The sequence below is a fragment of the Collinsella sp. SGI.241 genome (assembly GCF_050312955.1).
In the GTDB taxonomy this organism is placed as follows: domain Bacteria; phylum Actinomycetota; class Coriobacteriia; order Coriobacteriales; family Coriobacteriaceae; genus Collinsella.
Window position 1 is genome coordinate 24,056 of record NZ_JBNPKM010000008.1, and the last position, 19,756, is coordinate 43,811.

Consider the following 19,756-nt stretch of genomic DNA (forward strand, 5'->3'; position numbering starts at 1 on the left):
TCCTGTAGACCAAAACAACACAAGGGGGACGTATGCTGCGCATCGCGACCATCGGCACATCCATGATCACCGACGACTTTATCCAGGTCGTCAATGCCAACGACCAGGCTGTATTCGTAGGCACGCTCTCGCGCAACGCCGAGCGCGGCGCCGCCTTTACTGCCGAGCACGGCGGCGAACGAAACTTTACTTCACTTGATGAGCTTGCAGCAGCCGCCGACGTCGACGCCGTCTATATCGGCAGCCCAAACGCACTTCACTACGAGCAGGCCCTTGCCTGCATCGCCAGCGGCAAGCACGTCATCGTCGAGAAGCCCTTCTGCGCCACCGAGGCGCAGGCGCTGGAAGTCTTCCGCGCCGCCGAGGCGGCGGGCGTCGTAGCCCTCGAGGCCATGCGCCCGCTCCATGACCCCGCTTTCCACGCCATCGAGGACGCCCTGGGCGAGATTGCGCCCATTCGTCGCGCCTCACTGCGCTTTGGCAAGTATTCTTCACGCTACAACGAGGTTCTCGCGGGACGCGCCACCAACATCTTCGACTGCCACATGGCCTCGGGCTCCCTCATGGATATTGGCGTCTACACCGTCGAGCCCATGGTCGAGATCTTCGGCATGCCCTCAGGCCTTACGAGCATGGCTACTCTGCTCGACCCCACCACGCAAGAGCTCACCCATGGCCCCATCGATGGCTGCGGTTCCATCCTCGCCAGCTACGGCGGTGGCCGTATCTCCGTCGAGCTCGCGCACTCCAAAATTACGAATGACCTACTGCCCTCGCAGATCGAAGGCGAGCGTGGCACTATCCAGATTGACCATCTGTCCACGCCCCGCAACGTCCGCATCGACTATCGCGGCGATGTCGTACGCGGCTCGGCGACCGAGGCGCCGCGCGAACAGAGCGACAACGGCCGCGTGCTCGACCTGCCCAAATCGAGCAACACCATGGAATACGAACTCGCAGACTTTATCACCGCCATCGGCGGCATCGATAACGTCAAGGAAGAGATTTGGGAGACCCCGGCGGGACGTCACGAGCTTGGCCACTATCGCGATGTCACGCTTGTCTCGCTGCGCATCATGGATGCCGTGCGCCAACAGACCGGCATTACCTTCCCCGCCGATTCTGTCAAGCAGGCCTAGCGATGGGTATTTTCGACAAGCTTTTCTCGGGCGTCGCCGGCGGCAGCCGCGAGCCCCAAAAGCCCTCTGGCGTCGAGCTCGAGCTGCGCCGCAGGCTTACTGTGCTCGCAAGCGACGAGGCCACTCAAGACACTCCCCTGCGCTATTTCCTGCGCTGGGAGGGACAGGTCCAAGGCGTTGGTTTTCGCTTTACCAACACCAACCTCGCGCAGGCACGCGCACTCACCGGCTGGGTGCGTAACATGGAAGACGGCTCAGTCGAGATGGAGATACAGGGAGCTCCAGCAAACATCCTATCTCATCTCGAGGCGCTTCATGCCTCCTACGAGCGCATGGGAACGCGTTTTCGCCTCGTAGACGCCCAGGTCCGAGCCCCACTTGCCAATGAAGACGGTTTCACTCCTCATTATTAGTATTGTGTGCTAAATACGGTATCATTTACCTACGATCGTTAATAGAAAAGAGGCGAGGCGCATGGCGGTGCAAAGAAGGAATACCAGGCAGCGAAAGCTAGTTCTTGATGCCGTGCGCCAAAGCTACAACCATCCCACCGCCGAAGAGATCTACAACGCTGTGCGTGAACAGGATGACAAAATCAGCCGCGGTACGGTCTACCGCAACCTCAATCTCTTGGCCGATGCCGGGGAGATTCTCTCGATTAAAACGCCGGGCGGCAGCCGCTTCGATCGTGCCATCGAGCCGCATGCGCATATCATCTGCACCTCGTGTGGCCGCGTCATCGATGTGCCGCTCCCCTTCAATACCCAGCTCGACGCCAGGGCATCCGAACAAATCGGATGGAGCGTCAGCTCGCACTACACCATCTTCGAGGGCCTCTGCCCCAACTGTAGGTAGATTTTGGGGCATGCCTTAAAACCAACTTTTCACCGATTGCGGCAAAAGAAAGATTTCCAGGCATGTCCAAAATGTCTACTCAGCAAGTAGGCGACGCAGCTCTTCTTCGACCGTGCGCACGTAACGGACGCGGTCGTTGATACCGCGCATACTGGGATTGCAGCTCTCCATCAGATAGGGATGGCCCACCACGTTGAGCATGTCGCGGTCGTTTTCATTATCGCCAAACGCCATCATTTCGTTAGGTGAGATCCCCAGCGCACGACCATAATCGGCAAGCGCGGACCCCTTGCCCGAATCAAAGCCGATAAAGTCGGTCCATTCGGTTCCCGACGTCATCACATCGACCCGGTCGCCAAAGCGACGGACGAAATACTCCAGCGCCGCCGGCTGCTCTGTCTCGGGCGTTTGAAACGCGATCTTAATGACGTCCTCGTCGATGTCCTCGGGACGGTCGACCACCGCCACATCGCAATGGACCTCGTAGCGCAAATGGTCGACGAATGCATCGTTGCCGCTCATGGTGTAGAGGTGCCCCTCGCAGGAAAGGGTCACGTCGGCATGGGGATACGCAACCACGGCATTCGCGATATCCATAGCAAGGTTACGCTCCATGGAACGCTTGACAACGGCACGCCCCTCGCTCATCACGAGGGCTCCGTTTTCGCATACATAGGCGAGCCCATCGGCCACCGGGGCAAACAGATAGCGCAAGCTCGCATATTGACGGCCGCTCGCCGGCATAAACACGATGCCACGACGATGCAGCTCATCGATGAGCTCAAAGGCCTCGGAACGCGGCTCGCACTCCCCCGGATGCAGCAACGTGCCGTCCAAATCGCATGCAATCAGCTTGATTCCCTCAAGACCCATATGCTTTCCCCCACAGCACCTCATCAACAGCAAGACGGACTTTGAATAGCTGCCTCTCAAAGTCCGTCTTGCTCATACGCACGTTAACCGCGCGCCTTTTTTACAATCGTAAAGTCGGGAGCCATGCTCACAACGGCATACGCCGCACTCGACGCAAAGCGCCGGTCCGTATCGAGTTCACGGGTAACCACCGAGAGCATAACGCCCTCGACGCTCCGGAGCATGCGGCCCAAAACAGGCTGCACCGGCGTATACATGCGCACGGTATGCTCGTCCGAATCGCCTCGGAAAAGCGGCGCGTGCATATTGCCGATCTCCCAGCACGCATGCGCGAGCGCAATCGGATCCATGCGGTCGACTTCGACCAAATAGACCTCGGCGCTGCGCAGGCGTACGACAACCGCCACGGGCACCATGCCCGAACGGTCGATGGCGAGCACGTCGCCGTCGGCAAGACGACTGCCGTCGGCAGTATCCAGCCGAACATCGACCGTGCGCCCCAGCTCCGTCACGCCCGCAAACGCGCATACATCAGCCTGGTCCCAATCGAGCAGCAGCTCGTCAACTTCAAAGATGCCACCCAGCTCCCGACGAAGCAGGAGTTCATAGGACGGATCGTTGAGATTTCCCAAGCATGCCGTCGAAACCAAGCGTTCAGGCATACTCTAACCCTCGACCTCGACGAGCTCGATATCAAAGTTGAGATCCTTGCCGGCCAGTTCGTGGTTAGCATCGAGCGTCACGGCCTCGGGCGTCACATCGATGACAACGGCAGGGACAGGCATGCCGCTCGGCGTGGACAGGAAGAGCTTCATGCCCTTCTCGATCTGCTCGATGTTGGGAACCTGCTCGGCCGGGAAGGTGATAACCATCTCGGGATTGTGCTCGCCGTAGGCATCGGCAGCAGGAATGTGCACGGTCTTCTTCTCGCCCACCTGCATGTCGACAACGGCGGCATCGAAGCCCTTGATCATCTGACCGGCACCGCAGGTGAACTCCAGCGGCTCGCCGCGATCGTAGGAGCTATCGAACTGCGTGCCGTCGTCGAGCGTGCCGCGATAATGAGTCTTGACCTTCTTGCCCTGGTTGGACATGGAAACCTCCGTGATAAGGGCGGCACACAACGCGGGCCGCCATGAACGTATGGCGCTAACTATACCCTAGTCATACAATTCGAAGACAGTTTGCAAAGAAACGCTGCAACCGGAGGAACCATGGCATATCCCGTATTTGACTTGCACTGCGACACCGCCGACCGCATCGGCTGGGCCACGCTCGATCTCGACCTGCGCTTTACCGCCGGCACCGACGGTTATTTCCCCGGCGACGAGACGCATCCGCAAGATTTCGACCTCATCGAGGGCAATGCCTGCGCCATCTCGCTCGCAAAGATCGGCAACACGCCGTGGGCACAGTGCTTCGCCACGTTTGTCCCCGACGAGATTCCCACCGCCCACGCCGCGCGCTTCCAGGCGCAGATCATGGCGCATATGAGCGGCCAGGCCATGCTCAACCACGACCGCATGGTCAACGTGCGCAGCGCCGCGGACATTCGCCCCGCGCTCAAGGACGGCAAGGTCGCTTGCATCCACACCATCGAAAACGCCACGTTCTTTGCCGAGGACCCCGCACTGATCGAGGTGCTCAAGAGCTTGGGCATACTCATGTCGTCACTCAGCTGGAACGCGCAGGGGCCGCTCGCGAGCGGACACGATACCCACGCCGGCCTCACCGCCGCCGGCATCGAGGCACTTACGCAGATGGAGCACGCCGGCATGGTGCTTGACGTCTCCCATCTCAACGATGAGTGCTTTGACGAGGTCGCCGTCCGCGCCACGCGTCCCTTCGTCGCCAGCCACTCCAACTCCCGTGCGGTTTGCGGCGCCAAACGCAACCTTACCGACGACCAGTTCCGCACCATTCGCGACATGGGTGGCATCGTCGGCCTCAACTACTGCAGCGAGTTCCTTTCCAACGACGCAACCGACAAGACCGCCGCAGACGTCACCTTCGATCAGCTGGCGGCACATATCGAGCACTGGCTCGACCTGGGCGGCGAGGACGTCATCGCGCTCGGCGGCGACTGGGACGGCGCCGCGGTGCCCGCTTTCCTCTCCGATGCCAGCAAGATGCCCGAGTTCCAGAACATGCTCTCCAAGCATTTTGGCAAGACCGTGATGCAAAAGCTCTGCAGCGACAACGCGCTTGCCTTCTTTGAGCGTTATTAATTTCACATCCCTTGAGCGGGCCGGCATGCCGAACGGTCGACATGCCGGCCCGTCCCCAATCTGAAGGACCGCTTTTGACGCAGCAGTTTACGATTTCCGTATCCCGACCGGATGGGATGCCCATCCCCGTCGTCGTTACCAAAAAGCGTGTCAAGAACTTCAACCTACGCGTCACATCGAGCGGTGAGGTCCACGCCAGTGCGCCGCTCGGTGCCACCCGCGAGCGTATCGAAGCATTTGTGAAGCGCAACAGCGCCTGGATTATCAGCCGACTTGCCCAGCGCGAGCAACGTCAGGCGACGGAGCGAGAGCCGCTCAGCCGCTCGGCCATCATTGCGCTTTGGGGCAAGCCCATCACGGTACAAGATGCGCTCGATCACAACTTTGCATCACCCGCACCGCGACCCAAACAGGCCACCTTCGCAAGTTTTATGGGTACCGACGAGCCAAGTGGGCGCGCGCAGGCAAAGCAGCGCACAGCCCTCGACGGCCTAACGCCCGATGAGCTCCAAGCCCGCATCGACCAGCTCTATACATCCGAGGTCACCACGGCGCTGCGCGATATGGCGCGCACATACGAAATCGCAATGGGTGTCGTCGCTTCCCGCGTTTCCGTGCGCAGCATGAAAACGCGCTGGGGCTCGTGTACGCCCAAAACCGGTGCCATTCGCATCGCACGCGAGCTTGCCGCCTACCCCGTCGAGTGCCTTGACATGGTTGTCGCCCACGAGCTCGTCCACTTGCTCGAGCCAAGCCACAATCAGCGGTTTCACGCCCTGCTCGACACGTACTGCCCCAACAATAGAGCTCTGTCGCAGCGGCTCAAGCAGCCACCCATAGAGACGTATTAGAACCGGTTAGCGCACGCGCTCGATCTCGACACCGCAGCTTGCCAGGGGAAGACCGACGGGCGCCCAAGGCTTATCGAGCTTAACACGCACGCCGAGCAGCAGAGGGTAACGACGTAGCAGCATCTGGGCCACGCCCTCGGCTGCGGCCTCGATGAGCTTAAACGTATGCTCGCGCAGATAGCCATCGACATCGTGGCACACCGAGCCGTAGTCAATCGAGGCATCCAGGTTATCGTGCTCCCCTGCTGCACGCAGGTCGGCATAGAGCACCAAGGACACGATGAACTTCTGGCCCAGGGCGTTCTCCTCGGGATACACGCCGTGGTTGGCAAAGACCTCAAGACCTTCAACGGTGATGCGATCGGCATGGCGCAGATCGTCATAGCTCACGTGGGGCACCGCCGTTGCGGTGGATATTTCGCCCCTTCCACGGCGGGCGAGCTCGGCGCCTTCAGTCTTGGTTGCATTCTCGGGCAGTTTCTTGTTGGTCATCGCGATCGTCTCCTTCGTTTAGAACCCCGACCACGCAAACCAACTACACGCGAATCGACAGGTTCTTTTTATCATCGCTCCAGTTGCAGGCATTGCGCGCGGGGCATGCAAAGCAGGCGCGCGACGCTTTGTCAGCTGCATAGAGCAGACGCTCAAGCGGTTGGCTGTTCACGCGCAGCTTTCTATGGCCTAAAATGGCCGTCTTAATGGCCGCGGCATCGGCCGGATCAAATGCCACGTCATCGGGCATGCCGCCAAGAATCGCATCAGCGACGCGCTCGCTTGCAACATCATGGGATATACCCGATTCATACTGTTCATCTTTGCCGATATCGTGAAGAAGTGCCGTGGCGTATATGACCTCGCGGTCAAATTCGAGCTGTTCCTCAAGATTCTTAATCCACATAATGCGCGCGACATCCAGCAGATGGTCAATACCGTGGCGGCAGAAGATGCGCCCCGATTCCAACTGTGCAATGTTGCCCAGGTGCCGCCGGAACAGCCCGTTGGCACAAATGTAATCAATGCGAGGCATGGCGCCAAAGGGAGTCAGGCCCGAAGCCATAAAACCGCGGCGCGGCGTCCCCTCATCGGTCTTCGATGTAAAGTCGTTGACAACTCTCATGGTTAGCGGTCCAGCATCCTAAAGAATCGCTCCTCGAGCGCGGGATCGGTCTCAAAGACACCGCGACGAGCAAGCGTTACGGTCTTGGTACCGGGCTTTTGCACGCCGCGCATGGTCATGCACATATGCTCGGCTTCCATCAGCACGATCGCCCCTTGGGGAGCAAGATATTCCATGAGGGCATCGGCAACCTGCGCGCACAGCTGCTCCTGCAGCTGCAGACGACGGGCATACACCTCAACCGTGCGAGCAAGCTTAGACAGACCCGCCACGCGACCGTTAGGGATATAGCCGATCGCAGCCTTGCCATAAAACGGCAGCAGATGGTGCTCGCACAGCGAGTAAAACGTAATGTCGCGCTCGATAACCAAATCGTTCGAAGCGACGGCAAAGGTTTTGGACAGGTGCTCCTCGGCACTCTGGCCCATACCGCCGGCAATCTCGCCATACATACGGGCGACGCGTGCCGGGGTCTCCAGCAGGCCCTCACGAGTTGGGTCCTCGCCTATACCTTCAAGCAGCAGCTTAATAGCAGTCTCGACTTTTTCCTGATCGACCATCTGGGCCTCACTTTTTTCGATTTCGCGTTCGCGCTATGGTACCACGCTGGCACGCAACCTCTTCCAGCTACATAGTATGGGTCGAATAGACCGGATCGTCCCGCCAAAGTTCCACAGCGTCGCAAAGCGCAACGCCCTCGCGCGCAGCACGAGCGCGCGTGGCGTTCATGTCGATCACGCGCTGATTGCTCGAGCCCCTAAAGCGCAACGAGATATCGTACAGATCTTGAACGAACGGACCGTCTACCAGCATGTCGAGGCAAGCAAGGATACGGTCCGTCACGTCGGTATGGTGACGGCCGCCCGGCATTAGTTCCTCGAGCACGTCACCGGTAAAGCACCAAATGGTCTTCCCAGACTCCACAGGATAGGTCGCACGCACGCGTTCGATAAAATCAACGAGCCCCGCCTGGTTCTCGGGTTCCATAGGCTCCCCGCCCAGAATCGTCAGGCCATCAATAAAGGGATGATCAAGACTCTCGATGATTTTGTCCTCGACGGCACGATCGAACGGTTCACCCGCGGCAAAGTCCCACGCGACGGAGTTAAAACAATTCTTGCACCCACGACGGCACCCACTCACAAACAGAGAAGTACGAACGCCTTCTCCATCAGCAATGTCGAAATACTTAATGTTCGCGTAGTTCATAGGTAACCTTCCTGGGGGTCTGGAGCATATCACCCGTCCTCAAACATTCTCGGCCTTCGGCCTGCGAAACTGCGGGCGGGACGATATGCTCCAGACCCCTCGCGAGCGACACTCGGTGAACAAAGCGAACATCGAGTATGGGGTTCGAGGCCCAATAAAAACTGGGTTGCGGCTCAACCGCCATCGCAAGTAAATCGCAGCTGCAGCTCGAATTATTACCGCTAAGAACTTCGAGGAGTGGGCAGACCGCATACTGCATCTCAGCTACATCAACTTGGCTGCCCCGTAGCGAGGCCCCGGACCTTTGCTCGATATGAGCTCCGCAAGAACAGGAGGCGCCAGTGGCGCCTCCGTCGTGAGCCAGGACTGTCCGAAATAGCGAGTAAAGGTCCGGGGCCTCGCTACGGGGCAGCCTGGGGTGGTTATTAGAGATGCAGCACGCGGTCGCGGATCTCCTCGGTTCGACCCTGGTTCCAGAACTGGGTACCGATGTAGCCGCACGTGCGACGGGCGACATTCATCTTCTCCTGGTCACGATTGCCGCAATTGGGGCACTCCCACACCAGTTTGCCATCGTCCTCGACAATGCGAATCTCGCCGTCATAGCCGCACACCTGGCAGTAATCGCTCTTGGTGTTGAGCTCGGCGTACATGATGTTGTCGTAGATGTACTGCATTACGCGAATGACCGCCTTGAGGTTGTCCTGCATGTTGGGAACCTCAACGTAGGAGATAGCACCGCCCGGCGAAAGCTGCTGGAACATGCCCTCAAACTTAAGCTTGTCGAAGGCATCGATCTCCTCGGACACGTGGACGTGATAGCTGTTAGTAATGTAGCCCTTGTCCGTCACGCCCGGGATAATGCCGAAACGGCGCTGCAGGCACTTGGCGAACTTGTAGGTCGTCGACTCAAGCGGGGTGCCGTACAGCGAGAAGTCGATATCGCTTTCGGCCTTCCACTCGGCGCACTTGTCGTTCATGTGCTGCATGACGGCCATGGCAAACGGCGTGCCCTCCTTCTCGGTGTGGCTGTGGCCCGTCATGTACTTGACGCACTCATACAGACCGGCGTAACCCAGGCTAATGGTGGAATAGCCGCCCACGAGCAGCTTGTCGATCGTCTCGCCCTTCTTAAGGCGCGCCAAGGCACCGTACTGCCAAAGAATCGGCGCAGCATCCGAAAGCGTGCCCATCAGGCGCTCATGACGGCACAGCAGGGCGCGGTGGCACAGCTCAAGGCGCTCATCGAAGATCTTCCAGAACTTGTCCATGTCCTGATGCGAGCTCAGCGCGACATCGGGCAGGTTGATGGTCACAACACCCTGGTTAAAGCGACCATAGTACTTAGGCTTGGTCGGGTCATAGTTCAGAGCGTTGGCGACATTGTTAAAGCCGTTGCCCGAACGGTCGGGCGTCAGGAAACTGCGGCAACCCATGCAGGTATAGCAATCGCCGTTGCCGGCGGTCTCGCCCTTAGACAGCTTGAGCTCGCGCATCTTCTTCTCGGAGATGTAGTCGGGCACCATGCGCTTGGCGGTGCACTTGGCGGCGAGCTTGGTCAGATAGAAGTACGGCGAATCCTCGCGGATGTTATCGTCCTCGAGCACGTAGATGAGCTTGGGAAACGCCGGGGTGATCCACACGCCGGCTTCGTTCTTAACGCCCTCATAGCGTTGACGAAGCGTCTCCTCCACAATCATGGCAAGGTCGTGCTTCTCCTGGGGCGTACGGGCCTCATTGAGATACATAAAGACCGTCACGAACGGCGCCTGGCCATTCGTGGTCATAAGGGTCACGACCTGATACTGAATCGTCTGGACGCCGCGACGAATCTCATCGCGCAGGCGTTCCTCAACGACCTCGCGAACCTTCTCGGCAGATGCCGAAACACCGAGCTCCTCAAGCTCGCGAGCGACCTCGCCGCGAATCTTTTGACGGCTCACCTCAACGAACGGGGCGAGATGGGTCAGCGAAATAGACTGACCGCCGTACTGGGAGGAAGCAACCTGGGCGATAATCTGCGTCGCGATGTTGCAGGCGGTCGAGAAGCTGTGCGGCTTCTCGATCAGCGTGCCCGAGATAACGGTGCCGTTCTGGAGCATGTCCTCCAGGTTCACCAGATCGCAGTTGTGCATGTGCTGGGCAAAGTAATCCGAATCGTGGAAATGGATCAGACCCTCATTATGGGCATCCACGATCTCCTGGGGCAGCAGCACGCGTTGGGTCAGGTCCTTGGAAATCTCGCCGGCCATATAGTCGCGCTGAACGGAATTGACGGTCGGATTCTTATTGGAGTTCTCCTGCTTAACTTCTTCGTTATTGCACTCGATCAGCGACAGGATCTTGTCGTCGGTCGTGTTCTTTTGGCGCTTCAGGCTCTGAACATAACGATAGATGATGTAGCGGCGAGCGACCTCGTAGCAGTCGAGACGCATGATCTCGTCCTCGACCAGATCCTGGATCTCCTCGACCGATACGGTATGGCCGGCCTTCTCACATGCCTCGGCGACGTTTTGCGCCGCGTAGATCACCTGGCGGTCGGTAAGACGAGAGCCCTCCTCGACCTCCAAGTTGGCGGCGCGAATCGCATTGACGATCTTATCGATGTCAAAGGCAACCTCGGTGCCGCTGCGCTTGATGATCTTCATCCTCTTGCCTCTTTCGCGTCGTAATCCCATTGCGCTTCAGAGCCAAACGATGCCTGGCAGGGCTTGTCCCTGTCTTGCGGCGCCGTCGCGCAATCTGTGTTCTCGATAAACCATAGGTCCTCATGCGGACAATCCTCGCGGCCGATCAAGCGGCTCAAAGGCGTGTCCAAATGGGACGAACAAGGTCTTCGTTCTCTGTCCGTCATCTATCATACGACAAAGACGCCTCTATATCCTGTATTCTTTTTTTAGGTCAAACACAACATATAGTGTTTCAGCAGGTCAAAGCAATTGGTCATTTTACAGACACATTAATTATGAGGGTTTCTTGGCAAGTCGGTAAAACGTTACCAACGCGGCTACCTGCAAGGCAGTTATAAAACCCCCTAGTCAAGCCGCCGACAAATCCTACCAAAACCAAGCCGCTCACGCGAAAAGAATCCAAAAGATTATGCTTGACCAACATGTTGCGGTCGAATGCCGGCGGACGGAGCGACGGGGCTGCAAACGCTCGGAAGACTACAGCCCCGGCACCCCGTCCGCCGGCATTCGATAGGCGAGGAGCTATTAGTTCTCTTCGCGAGCTATCATGCGGCCGAGAGCCGCTGTAAAGGGATCGAGCAGCACGCCGGCGATAACCACAAAAGCCCACCCCTTTGTGACAAGGCCCGCCCAGCGCGCGAAGAACGTACGGCCTTCAATCGTTCCGAATCCTCCCTGGAAGGCAATCTCGCCAAAACCGATCACCATAAAAGATTGCACGGGGGTCAACCATGGAAACGCGGGCGACGTGCACGGTTATGATCAAAATAATCATCTCCCACGAGACCAAGAGGCCAATAACGACAAATTATGCTGGGCAGCAAATGCAACGTGAAAAAGCGACCGAGGTCGATAATTTGACGGCATATTATGTGTGTTTATAACAAAACAGTCCAGAAGCAAAGCCTCTGGACTGCGAACATTTGGTGGGCGTTACAAGATTTGAACTTGTGACCTCTTCCGTGTCAGGGAAGCGCTCTCCCCCTGAGCTAAACGCCCAAATGGAGCGGACAACGGGGCTCGAACCCGCGACCCCAACCTTGGCAAGGTTGTGCTCTACCAACTGAGCCATGTCCGCTTACGGGGAATAATCTTACGTGATGCCTGCATCCTATGCAAGAACTTTTTTTGAAAAGTTTTGCGACGCCCTCGCGAACCTCACGAAGACATCAGCCACCTCAAAAAGGCCGAGCTCCTCACCCTGATACACGTATGCCGAACCCGGAAGCGCCAGCTCAAGCAAAAGGGCCGCCCGCGCGCGGCGCTCGCCGAGTTCACGGTCCTCGTCATAAGACGACCCGTCGCGTAAGAGCCAGTCGAGCGCAATCTGGTGGTAGCGCGTCGCCTTGATTTGCGGCAGGGCATAGCGCGTCGCCACGCGCGATAGATCTCGTGGACCTCGTTGCGGTCCCACAGCGGATGGGTGCCGTCGTCAACCATGTCATCGCCCTCGGCGAGATGCCACCGGTCGAGGTCATCGCGGTCGAGGTCCTTGGCGAGACCGTGCGCCACATCAATGCGAAAGCCATCAACGCCTCGATCGCTCCAAAACGTCAGGACGTCGCAAAAGAACGCATGAACCTCGGGGCATGACCAGACAAAGTCCGGCCGCTCGGGCGTAAACATATGCAGCTACCACTGACCGTCCGCAACACGCGTCCAGGCGGGGCCGCCAAAGTTGGCATTCCAATTGGTGGGAGGCAGCTCGCCATGTTCGCCGCGACCATCGCGGAATATATAACGGGCGCGCTCGGGCGATCCAGGGCCGGCGGCAAGAGCGGCTTTGAACCAGGGGTGCTGGTTGGATGAATGATTGGGCACGATGTCGACGATGACCTTGATGCCGCGCGCGTGAGCCGCAGCGACCATGTCATCGCAGTCGTCAAGCGAGCCGAGACGTGGGTCGACATCGCAGTAGTCCGCCACATCATAGCCACCATCGACAAGAGGCGATGGGTAAAACGGGCTCAGCCAGATGGCCTCGATGCCCAGCCGCTCAAGATAGTCCATCTGCTGGGTAATGCCCGCGATGATACGCCCAAAGCTGTTATTCGCGGCAAACAACGCCACAGCCACGCCCCAAGACGCTCGCTCCCTCTCGGGTTCGAGCCTCTGCAATGGGTACGAAAAAGCCCGGCTACCGTGGTAGTCGGGCTGTTGTGCTTGGAGCGGACAACGGGGCATCCGCGTATCCGCTTCGCGGATCCGCACCGGCTTCGGCCGCCTGCCGGCGACCTCGCCAGCTCGCTACAAACGCTCCGCGTTTGCTTAACGCTCGCTCCCTCTCGGGTTCGAGCCTCTGCAATGGGTACGAAAAAGCCCGGCTACCGTGGTAGTCGGGCTGTTGTGCTTGGAGCGGACAACGGGGCTCGAACCCGCGACCCCAACCTTGGCAAGGTTGTGCTCTACCAACTGAGCCATGTCCGCATATGTAAAACAAAACGGGCGCCGGAGCGCCCGGATGTTGCCTGGAGGCGAAGCCCGGATTCGAACCGGGGGTAAAGGCTTTGCAGGCCTCTGCCTTACCACTTGGCCACTTCGCCGAAAAAGGACCGTTAAGAACGGTCCGGAAATGCAATGGAGCGGACAACGGGGCTCGAACCCGCGACCCCAACCTTGGCAAGGTTGTGCTCTACCAACTGAGCCATGTCCGCTTGCGGGTTATTAATTTACGCGAGTTATCCAAAAGACGCAAGTACTTTTTTCAAAAAAGTTGCCCAAAGCAAGTTCACGCAGGAAAATCATGTCGACCCAAGGCGCTAAGCGCACGATTCCAATGCCGAACTAAACAGCTTCACCATCCGAACGCGTGTGCCGACACCATCCGTGCGACGGGCAACCTCCACATTATCGACGAGCATGCGCATAAGCTTGATACCTCGTCCGCGTTCCTCGGATGCCATCGGTTCGCTCGCCCCATCGATAGAATAGCCAGAACCTCGATCAAGCACCTCAAGCACAACACGGTCCCCATAGGCCTGAATCGTCAGGATGCAGCCAACACCGCCCGCATGGTCATATGCGTTACCCAATGCCTCCCCCAACGCTAATGCGACGTCATAGCGCTCATCACGCCTCAGGGGAAGCGATTCGAGAATCTCGGCCACACGGTGCCGATAATACGGGAGATTCTCGATGCCTCGCTGCACCTTGACGCTCTTGCTCCATCGCGGCAACTCCCCCACCGGAATGGCGGGAATCGACTCCCGCACCGGACCCGCAACATGAAGGATGTCGACAAGTCGGGCAATCTCCAAAAAGCGAACGACCTCATCGGAGGCGTTAACAAGCGAAAGCAGCCCTTCTCGTCTCATAAGCTCTCTGGCACGCGTAAGCAAAAACGCCAAACCCGTCGAGTCGATAAAGCCTACGGTCTGGCAATTGATGACAACACGGCGCACGCCCCGGTCGATTAAATTATCCAACCGTCGGCGCAGCTCGGGCACCGAGGCGATATCGATATCGCCCGGTGGCGTCAAAACCGCTATGTCATTCCACTCATTCATGCGACCATGGTTCCCCAAAAGAGCTCGCTCGATGCACACTTTTCTGCAACCGTTAGGATTCTGTATGCCCAACGTCGCGACCTACGATCGACCCCGTAAAAACTCAAGGGACACCAATGCAATGTCATCGTCCAGCGCCGAGTCGGTAAAGCGGTCAAGCTCGCCCAAGACCTTACCGCAGATGCCCGATACGCCCTCACCCGAAACAGAGAGTAGAAGGTCGCGCAGGCGTTGCTCGCCAAAGAAAGCACCCGAGCGGTCGCGCGCTTCGATCGTTCCGTCGGTATACATAAACAGCATGTCACCAGGATCGAACGTAAACACGCCCGTCTCGTACACCATGCTCTCAAAGGCACCGATCACGCCCGATTGGCACCCAAGGAGCTCCACTTCTCCCCCGCAGGTCTCTCCTCCGCCATGCGCCGTCGACGACGGCCTAATGACCATAGTGGGAGGATGTCCCGCAGAGCAATAGGTAGCGCGGCCCGCTTTAAGATCAATCTTGGCGATAAACGCCGTCACAAACGTCTCGACCCTCGAAAAGCCCATGAGCATGCTATTGAGCGAGCGGGCCATGCGAGCGGGTCCCGCACCCTCCCAGGCATAAGCCGTCAACGCCGTCTTGACGAGTGCCGACATCGACGCCGCCTCAATTCCTTTGCCGGAGACATCGCCCAATATCATAACGGCGCAATCGTCGGGAAGACGGACAAGCGTATAGAAGTCACCACCAACCAACGCCGAATTCGTTGCCGACAGGTATACCGAATCGGTTGCGATGCCCGGAACGTCGCCTAGCGAATTTCTCATGCCAATCTGAAGCGTCTGAGCGATATGACGCTCTTCACGCTTTTGAGACTCGCCCTCATAGATCAGCTCAAAGTCGTGTGCCAAATGCACCATGTAGTCGTATTCAAGGTCGTCGATTGGCTCCTGGCTGCCATCACGGAGCAGCAAAACGCGCCTCGTCGGTCCCTTGGCGATATCAGCGGGCACGATTGCATCGTTGCTTCGCCTACCATCCGCCTCCGAGCGGCAGCGCCCCGCCTCGATACCGGAATCGACATAAAGTCCCTGACACGGCAGGCCGTGGGCTCTCAACCATGCGCCCATAGTCGTGGATTCGTCCACGCGCGTAAGGCGCACGTGCTTGAGGTCGTCGGCGCTCGTCCCACCCAGCACCGATGTCTCAAATCCATCGGAAATTGCCCCCAGGCGCGCCGCCGGCGTCGTGACAGAAAAGAAGAGTGACTCCGGATCGCCCGGCAATGCCACACGACTGCCGCCTTCAAAATCGATGACATAGGTTCCGAGGCCCGCATCATACTCCACGGGGCAGAAATGACAACTGAGCACAGCGCAGATTTCGGTCGATACCGCACGCGAGGCGGCAATAGGATCATCGAGATAGGCAAACAACTCATCGCGCAGCACGTTGAGAGAACGGCCAAGCTCTGCCGTGCGACGTGAACGTAGACTCGATGCCATGCCGACTAGTTGGATGGAGAGATAATCGCAAATGACCTCGAGCACGTTGACATCATAGGCAAGCGGCGCCTGCGGACGTTTCCAACCGACCTCCAACACACCGAGCACCTGAGTGCCATAAAACACGGGAAGACATATCTCGCTGCGGTATGGAGGCATATCTTGCATGCGTAGCAGGTGCTTAGAACGATTGTCCAGGTCCATGAACATACCCGAGGCAATCCTATCGCCCTCAAGGTCCTGCTGAATCGACAGGCGGCAGGCACGAGACTCACGGAGCACATACGTCGGGATACCCGCACCATACGGCATAAACTCGGGCAGGTAGCTGTCATACAGCTCCTTGGAAACACCGCGAAGCTTAAAACCGCCGCTCTCAGAAAAATAGATGGCAGCACCCGAGGCATCGAGGGTTCCTACAAGCTGGTTCAAAACGGTATCCAACAAACTAGGCAGCTCATCGGAGCCCACCGTGCTCATAATGACCGACAACGTGCCCGAGAGGCGCTTATTCGCCACTCTGAGCTCCGAAAGCGCACGCTTGAGCTGACGGTCATGCGAATACTGCTCTTCGATACTATGGAGCGCCACGAGGACACGCGGCGCACGGCGGCCAAAGATACGAGGCGGCGTAACCGAGCCGGCACAAACTAGGACGGGAATAAAGGAGCCGTCACTTAGCTTAAGCATCAACTCGCTCTCGGTACCATTAGTCTCAAAAGGAAGACGATGTTCTGTCGCGCGTTCAAATGCTGACGAGTACAAGAGATCTTTAACGTCCCCGTTGATCACATCGGAACGTTCCTCGCAGATCAAGTCGAGCAAGCGATTGTTTACATGCAAAATGGTTCCGTCGAGCTCGCAGATAATGACAGCATCGCTCGTAATATCGACCAATTGGGCAACGTCAACCCACTCATTGCGCTCAAGCGTTTCCATCGTGAACCTCACCGTCTATCGGTAACAAAAAAGCCTCCGAAGAGGCTTCTCAAATGCGATGGTGTCGGAGGCGGGACTTGAACCCGCATGACCAAAAAGCGGTCACTAGCACCTCAAGCTAGCGCGTCTGCCAATTCCGCCACTCCGACATGCTATATTGTTGATTCGCAGTTCGTTTTGTTGGACCCGCGCTTTCAACGAGGAAGATAATAACCTATGATTCGAGAACTGTGCAAGCACTTTTTTCAAAAAAGTTTACGAATTTGAAAATGCGCAGGTAGATCTATATGTCCGGGCCGGAATGGGGGCAACTTCCCAACGCGTCCTCGGGCATGCGGTACATTTTGATTCGCGCTTCGCGCTACAAAATGTACCGCCCCCTGCGGAATGCGTTGGGAAGTTGCCCCCATTCCGGCCCTACAGCCACATACTCCAAGTACGATTCTCAAACATATACTGGGGCTGATGCAAATTTGGTGGCTCGGCTTTGCCGAGCCCTTATATAAGGAGGCCGGAGCTAAAGCTCCGGCCTCGCTATCTTTCCCATTAGATTAAGTGAGCGATCAGGGAACCGCATTCCACCTGCCGCGTTGCCGCAGGGCCTGCCCTGGTGTTGCTTTTCAGAACATTCCGCAGGACGGAGGAAGCCCCGCAGCGCGTAGCGCGCAGCGGGGCTTCCGACATGTCCGAGGACGTTCTGAAAAGCAACACCAGGGCAGGCCCGGACGAAAACAACCGACTACAGGTCGATGTGCGATTCCTTGATCGGGAACGGCTCGGCGAAGTGGCAGGCGCAGCAGTGGCCCGGTGCGACTTCCCTAAACTCGGGAAGCTTCTCGGAGCAGATGCCCTGCGCGATCGGGCAGCGCGTGTGAAAACGGCAGCCAGTCGGCGGATCCAGCGGTGACGGCGGATCGCCGGCGAGGATGATGCGCTTACGGGACTTTTGGATATCCGGATCGGGAACCGGCACGGCAGACAGCAGCGACTGCGTATACGGGTGGTGAGGCTCGCTATAGAGCGTCTTCCAGTCAGAAACCTCGACCACCTTACCCAGATACATAACGGCAACGCGATCGGAGATGTGCTGAACGACGGACAGGTCGTGGGCGATAAACAGATACGCCGTACCAAACTTGTCCTGCAGTTCCTTAAGCAGGTTCAGAACCTGGGCCTGAATGGACACATCCAGAGCGGATACCGGCTCGTCACAGATAATCAGCTTGGGCTTCAGCGCAAAAGCGCGGGCAATGCCGACACGCTGACGCTGGCCACCCGAGAACTCATGAGGATAGCGGTTGATGTGCTCGGGGTTCAGTCCGACAACGTCGAGAAGCTCGCGGACGCGCTCAATGCGCTCCTCCTTGGTTCCCACGCCGTGAATGGTCATGGGTTCGGAGACGATCTCGCCGATGGTCATGCGAGGATTCAGCGAGGCATAAGGATCCTGGAAGATAAACTGCATCTCGCGACGCATATCCTTGATCTCATGCTTGCTCATTTCGGCAACATCTTTACCCTGGAAGAACACCTTACCGGCGGTCGGCTTGGTCAGGCGCATGATGGTGCGACCCGTAGTGGACTTACCGCAACCAGACTCACCAACCAGACCAAAGGTCTCACCAGGATAAATCTCAAAAGAGATGTCGTTTACAGCAGAGACGACGCGCTTGGAAAAACGCTTGGCGAACATGCCGGACTCTGCGGAGAACTCCTTAGAGAGGTGCTCGACCTTCAGTAGCGGAGTGCGCTCGTTATTGTCTGCCATTTACGCCTCGCCTCCCTTCTTGGAATCCTTACGCGTGCGGGACGTCTCAGGGGCGTTCTTGAGGAACTCGGGGTCACCGGAATAATGACACGCAGAATAGTGGCCGGACTCGGTGACAAAACGCTCGGGGCGCTGCTTGCGGCACTTATCGGTCGCATAGGGGCAACGAGGCGAGAACACGCAACCCTCGGGCAGGTTCATGAGCGAAGGCGGGTTGCCGTGAATCGGCGTAAGCGGCTTCTTCTCATCGATGGCCTGCTCCGGGATGGAGCGAATCAGGCCCCAGGTATAGGGGTGACGGCTCTCGTAGAAGATTTCCTCAGCAGTACCGAACTCGACGGGACGGCCGGCGTACATAACCATGATCTTGTCGGCCATATCGGCGACAACACCCAGGTCATGGGTAATCATGATGATGGCGTTGCCGTTCTTCTCCTGCATTTCCTGCATAAGCTCAATAATCTGAGCCTGGATGGTAACGTCCAGGGCAGTCGTGGGCTCGTCGGCAATCAGAATATCGGGATCGCAGGCAAGGGCCATGGCAATCATGACGCGCTGACGCATACCACCAGAAAACTGGTGCGGATACTCATTGACGCGTTTCTCGGGCTCGGGAATGCCAACGAGGTCCAAAAGCTCGGTGGCGCGCTTGAGCGCCTCCTGCTTGGAGTAGCCACGGTGCAGGCGAAGGCCCTCACCCACCTGCTTGCCGATCTTATAGACCGGGTTCAAGGAGGTCATAGGATCCTGGAAGATCATCGCAATATCGTTGCCACGAATGTGCTGCATCTCTTCCTCGGTCATCTCGAGGATAGAACGTCCGCGATAGCGAACGTCACCGCCCTCAATCTTTCCCGGAGGCATCGAGATAAGACCCATGATGGTCATGGCGGTCACGGACTTACCGGAGCCGGACTCACCGACGACACCCAGGGTCTCGCCACGATCGAGCGTGTAGGACACACCATCGACAGCGCGAACGACGCCATCCTCGGTGTGGAAATACATCTTAAGGTCATCAACCTCGAGCAGATGCTGGCCCTCGGGAACCGGCTGGTCCTTCAGGTCCACATAGTTCTTGTTCTTCTTCATC

Annotated in this window: 19 protein-coding genes, 6 tRNA genes and 1 pseudogene; 5 read left to right on the plus strand and 21 right to left on the minus strand. The window is 58.0% G+C overall.

What is annotated here, in order from left to right; translation table 11 throughout:
• The first annotated feature begins 32 nt into the window (after window positions 1–32).
• From ACQQ92_RS05050 to ACQQ92_RS05060, 3 genes are all read left to right on the plus strand, one after another.
• Window positions 33–1,139 (plus strand): Gfo/Idh/MocA family protein, encoded by a 1,107-nt coding sequence (locus tag ACQQ92_RS05050; protein ID WP_427795949.1) that lies wholly within the window; start codon window positions 33–35, stop codon window positions 1,137–1,139.
• Between the two features lie 2 nt (window positions 1,140–1,141).
• Window positions 1,142–1,552, plus strand: coding sequence for an acylphosphatase (locus ACQQ92_RS05055; protein WP_427795950.1), 411 nt, complete (start codon window positions 1,142–1,144; stop codon window positions 1,550–1,552).
• 61 nt (window positions 1,553–1,613) lie between these two features.
• Window positions 1,614–1,994: a Fur family transcriptional regulator gene (locus ACQQ92_RS05060; protein ID WP_427718597.1), complete on the plus strand. Its 381-nt coding sequence runs from the start codon at window positions 1,614–1,616 to the stop codon at window positions 1,992–1,994.
• Window positions 1,995–2,069: 75 nt separating this feature from the next.
• Here ACQQ92_RS05060 and ACQQ92_RS05065 read toward each other — a convergent pair whose 3' ends face one another.
• The 3 genes from ACQQ92_RS05065 to ACQQ92_RS05075 all read right to left on the minus strand — a co-directional run bounded on the left by ACQQ92_RS05065 (window position 2,070) and on the right by ACQQ92_RS05075 (window position 3,961).
• A complete protein-coding gene (locus ACQQ92_RS05065; protein WP_427795951.1) occupies window positions 2,070–2,867 on the minus strand; it encodes an HAD-IIB family hydrolase in 798 nt (265 codons plus the stop codon).
• An 83-nt stretch (window positions 2,868–2,950) separates the two neighbouring features.
• Complete coding sequence (locus ACQQ92_RS05070) at window positions 2,951–3,529, minus strand: urease accessory protein UreE (RefSeq protein ID WP_427795952.1); 579 nt, start codon at window positions 3,527–3,529, stop codon at window positions 2,951–2,953.
• Window positions 3,530–3,532: 3 nt separating this feature from the next.
• Window positions 3,533–3,961 carry an FKBP-type peptidyl-prolyl cis-trans isomerase gene (locus ACQQ92_RS05075; protein WP_055286916.1) on the minus strand — a complete coding sequence of 143 codons (429 nt, stop codon included), beginning with the start codon at window positions 3,959–3,961 and terminating at the stop codon, window positions 3,533–3,535.
• A 120-nt stretch (window positions 3,962–4,081) separates the two neighbouring features.
• Between ACQQ92_RS05075 and ACQQ92_RS05080 the strand changes: the two genes are divergently transcribed.
• On the plus strand, window positions 4,082–5,095 hold the full coding sequence (locus tag ACQQ92_RS05080; protein ID WP_427795953.1) for a dipeptidase: 1,014 nt from the start codon (window positions 4,082–4,084) through the stop codon (window positions 5,093–5,095).
• Window positions 5,096–5,169: 74 nt separating this feature from the next.
• Complete coding sequence (locus ACQQ92_RS05085) at window positions 5,170–5,946, plus strand: M48 family metallopeptidase (RefSeq protein ID WP_427795954.1); 777 nt, start codon at window positions 5,170–5,172, stop codon at window positions 5,944–5,946.
• Window positions 5,947–5,952: 6 nt separating this feature from the next.
• On the opposite strand, the gene folB is transcribed toward ACQQ92_RS05085, so the two are convergent.
• The 18 genes and pseudogenes from folB to ACQQ92_RS05175 form a co-directional block, all read right to left on the minus strand.
• Window positions 5,953–6,438 (minus strand): dihydroneopterin aldolase, encoded by a 486-nt coding sequence (folB, locus tag ACQQ92_RS05090; protein ID WP_427718610.1) that lies wholly within the window; start codon window positions 6,436–6,438, stop codon window positions 5,953–5,955.
• Window positions 6,439–6,481: 43 nt separating this feature from the next.
• Window positions 6,482–7,063, minus strand: coding sequence for an HD domain-containing protein (locus ACQQ92_RS05095; protein ID WP_195838586.1), 582 nt, complete (start codon window positions 7,061–7,063; stop codon window positions 6,482–6,484).
• 2 nt (window positions 7,064–7,065) lie between these two features.
• Complete coding sequence (folE, locus tag ACQQ92_RS05100; protein ID WP_427795955.1) at window positions 7,066–7,623, minus strand: GTP cyclohydrolase I FolE; 558 nt, start codon at window positions 7,621–7,623, stop codon at window positions 7,066–7,068.
• 67 nt (window positions 7,624–7,690) lie between these two features.
• Complete coding sequence (nrdG, locus tag ACQQ92_RS05105; protein WP_427727760.1) at window positions 7,691–8,272, minus strand: anaerobic ribonucleoside-triphosphate reductase activating protein; 582 nt, start codon at window positions 8,270–8,272, stop codon at window positions 7,691–7,693.
• A gap of 425 nt (window positions 8,273–8,697) precedes the next feature.
• Window positions 8,698–10,920 carry an anaerobic ribonucleoside-triphosphate reductase gene (gene nrdD / locus ACQQ92_RS05110; protein ID WP_427718616.1) on the minus strand — a complete coding sequence of 741 codons (2,223 nt, stop codon included), beginning with the start codon at window positions 10,918–10,920 and terminating at the stop codon, window positions 8,698–8,700.
• Window positions 10,921–11,487: 567 nt separating this feature from the next.
• Window positions 11,488–11,682 (minus strand): hypothetical protein, encoded by a 195-nt coding sequence (locus ACQQ92_RS05115; protein ID WP_195838587.1) that lies wholly within the window; start codon window positions 11,680–11,682, stop codon window positions 11,488–11,490.
• A 204-nt stretch (window positions 11,683–11,886) separates the two neighbouring features.
• A tRNA-Val gene (locus ACQQ92_RS05120) sits at window positions 11,887–11,961 on the minus strand.
• 3 nt (window positions 11,962–11,964) lie between these two features.
• Window positions 11,965–12,040, minus strand: a tRNA-Gly gene (locus ACQQ92_RS05125).
• A 33-nt stretch (window positions 12,041–12,073) separates the two neighbouring features.
• The gene (locus ACQQ92_RS05130; RefSeq protein WP_427727887.1) at window positions 12,074–12,340 is read right to left on the minus strand and encodes a hypothetical protein; all 267 of its coding nucleotides are present in this window, start codon (window positions 12,338–12,340) and stop codon (window positions 12,074–12,076) included.
• 104 nt (window positions 12,341–12,444) lie between these two features.
• Window positions 12,445–13,146: pseudogene (locus tag ACQQ92_RS05135) on the minus strand (alpha-amylase family glycosyl hydrolase); the annotation flags it as partial.
• A 167-nt stretch (window positions 13,147–13,313) separates the two neighbouring features.
• Window positions 13,314–13,389: transfer RNA gene (locus ACQQ92_RS05140), tRNA-Gly, on the minus strand.
• Between the two features lie 42 nt (window positions 13,390–13,431).
• Window positions 13,432–13,505, minus strand: a tRNA-Cys gene (locus tag ACQQ92_RS05145).
• Between the two features lie 35 nt (window positions 13,506–13,540).
• Window positions 13,541–13,616: transfer RNA gene (locus ACQQ92_RS05150), tRNA-Gly, on the minus strand.
• A gap of 105 nt (window positions 13,617–13,721) precedes the next feature.
• Window positions 13,722–14,468, minus strand: a complete 747-nt coding sequence (locus ACQQ92_RS05155) for an anti-sigma factor antagonist (protein WP_427795956.1) — start codon at window positions 14,466–14,468, stop codon at window positions 13,722–13,724.
• 81 nt (window positions 14,469–14,549) lie between these two features.
• A complete protein-coding gene (locus tag ACQQ92_RS05160) occupies window positions 14,550–16,895 on the minus strand; it encodes a GAF domain-containing SpoIIE family protein phosphatase (protein ID WP_427795957.1) in 2,346 nt (781 codons plus the stop codon).
• 59 nt (window positions 16,896–16,954) lie between these two features.
• A tRNA-Leu gene (locus ACQQ92_RS05165) sits at window positions 16,955–17,044 on the minus strand.
• 590 nt (window positions 17,045–17,634) lie between these two features.
• On the minus strand, window positions 17,635–18,663 hold the full coding sequence (locus ACQQ92_RS05170) for an ABC transporter ATP-binding protein (protein ID WP_427795958.1): 1,029 nt from the start codon (window positions 18,661–18,663) through the stop codon (window positions 17,635–17,637).
• Entirely contained in the window at window positions 18,664–19,755 is a 1,092-nt protein-coding gene (locus ACQQ92_RS05175) for an ABC transporter ATP-binding protein (protein ID WP_154517437.1), read from the minus strand.
• Between the last annotated feature and the right edge of the window lies 1 nt (window position 19,756).

What these genes read in the sequence shown, in the direction of transcription:
- ACQQ92_RS05095 (WP_195838586.1), bottom strand. Translation starts at nt 7,063, where the DNA reads ATGAGAGTTGTCAACGACTTTACATCGAAGACCGATGAGGGGACGCCG.
- ACQQ92_RS05065 (WP_427795951.1), bottom strand. Translation starts at nt 2,867, where the DNA reads ATGGGTCTTGAGGGAATCAAGCTGATTGCATGCGATTTGGACGGCACG.
- folB (WP_427718610.1), bottom strand. Translation starts at nt 6,438, where the DNA reads ATGACCAACAAGAAACTGCCCGAGAATGCAACCAAGACTGAAGGCGCC.
- ACQQ92_RS05050 (WP_427795949.1), top strand. Translation starts at nt 33, where the DNA reads ATGCTGCGCATCGCGACCATCGGCACATCCATGATCACCGACGACTTT.
- ACQQ92_RS05060 (WP_427718597.1), top strand. Translation starts at nt 1,614, where the DNA reads ATGGCGGTGCAAAGAAGGAATACCAGGCAGCGAAAGCTAGTTCTTGAT.
- ACQQ92_RS05175 (WP_154517437.1), bottom strand. Translation starts at nt 19,755, where the DNA reads ATGAAGAAGAACAAGAACTATGTGGACCTGAAGGACCAGCCGGTTCCC.
- ACQQ92_RS05075 (WP_055286916.1), bottom strand. Translation starts at nt 3,961, where the DNA reads ATGTCCAACCAGGGCAAGAAGGTCAAGACTCATTATCGCGGCACGCTC.
- folE (WP_427795955.1), bottom strand. Translation starts at nt 7,623, where the DNA reads ATGGTCGATCAGGAAAAAGTCGAGACTGCTATTAAGCTGCTGCTTGAA.
- ACQQ92_RS05055 (WP_427795950.1), top strand. Translation starts at nt 1,142, where the DNA reads ATGGGTATTTTCGACAAGCTTTTCTCGGGCGTCGCCGGCGGCAGCCGC.
- nrdD (WP_427718616.1), bottom strand. Translation starts at nt 10,920, where the DNA reads ATGAAGATCATCAAGCGCAGCGGCACCGAGGTTGCCTTTGACATCGAT.
- ACQQ92_RS05070 (WP_427795952.1), bottom strand. Translation starts at nt 3,529, where the DNA reads ATGCCTGAACGCTTGGTTTCGACGGCATGCTTGGGAAATCTCAACGAT.
- ACQQ92_RS05160 (WP_427795957.1), bottom strand. Translation starts at nt 16,895, where the DNA reads ATGGAAACGCTTGAGCGCAATGAGTGGGTTGACGTTGCCCAATTGGTC.
- nrdG (WP_427727760.1), bottom strand. Translation starts at nt 8,272, where the DNA reads ATGAACTACGCGAACATTAAGTATTTCGACATTGCTGATGGAGAAGGC.
- ACQQ92_RS05170 (WP_427795958.1), bottom strand. Translation starts at nt 18,663, where the DNA reads ATGGCAGACAATAACGAGCGCACTCCGCTACTGAAGGTCGAGCACCTC.
- ACQQ92_RS05155 (WP_427795956.1), bottom strand. Translation starts at nt 14,468, where the DNA reads ATGAATGAGTGGAATGACATAGCGGTTTTGACGCCACCGGGCGATATC.
- ACQQ92_RS05080 (WP_427795953.1), top strand. Translation starts at nt 4,082, where the DNA reads ATGGCATATCCCGTATTTGACTTGCACTGCGACACCGCCGACCGCATC.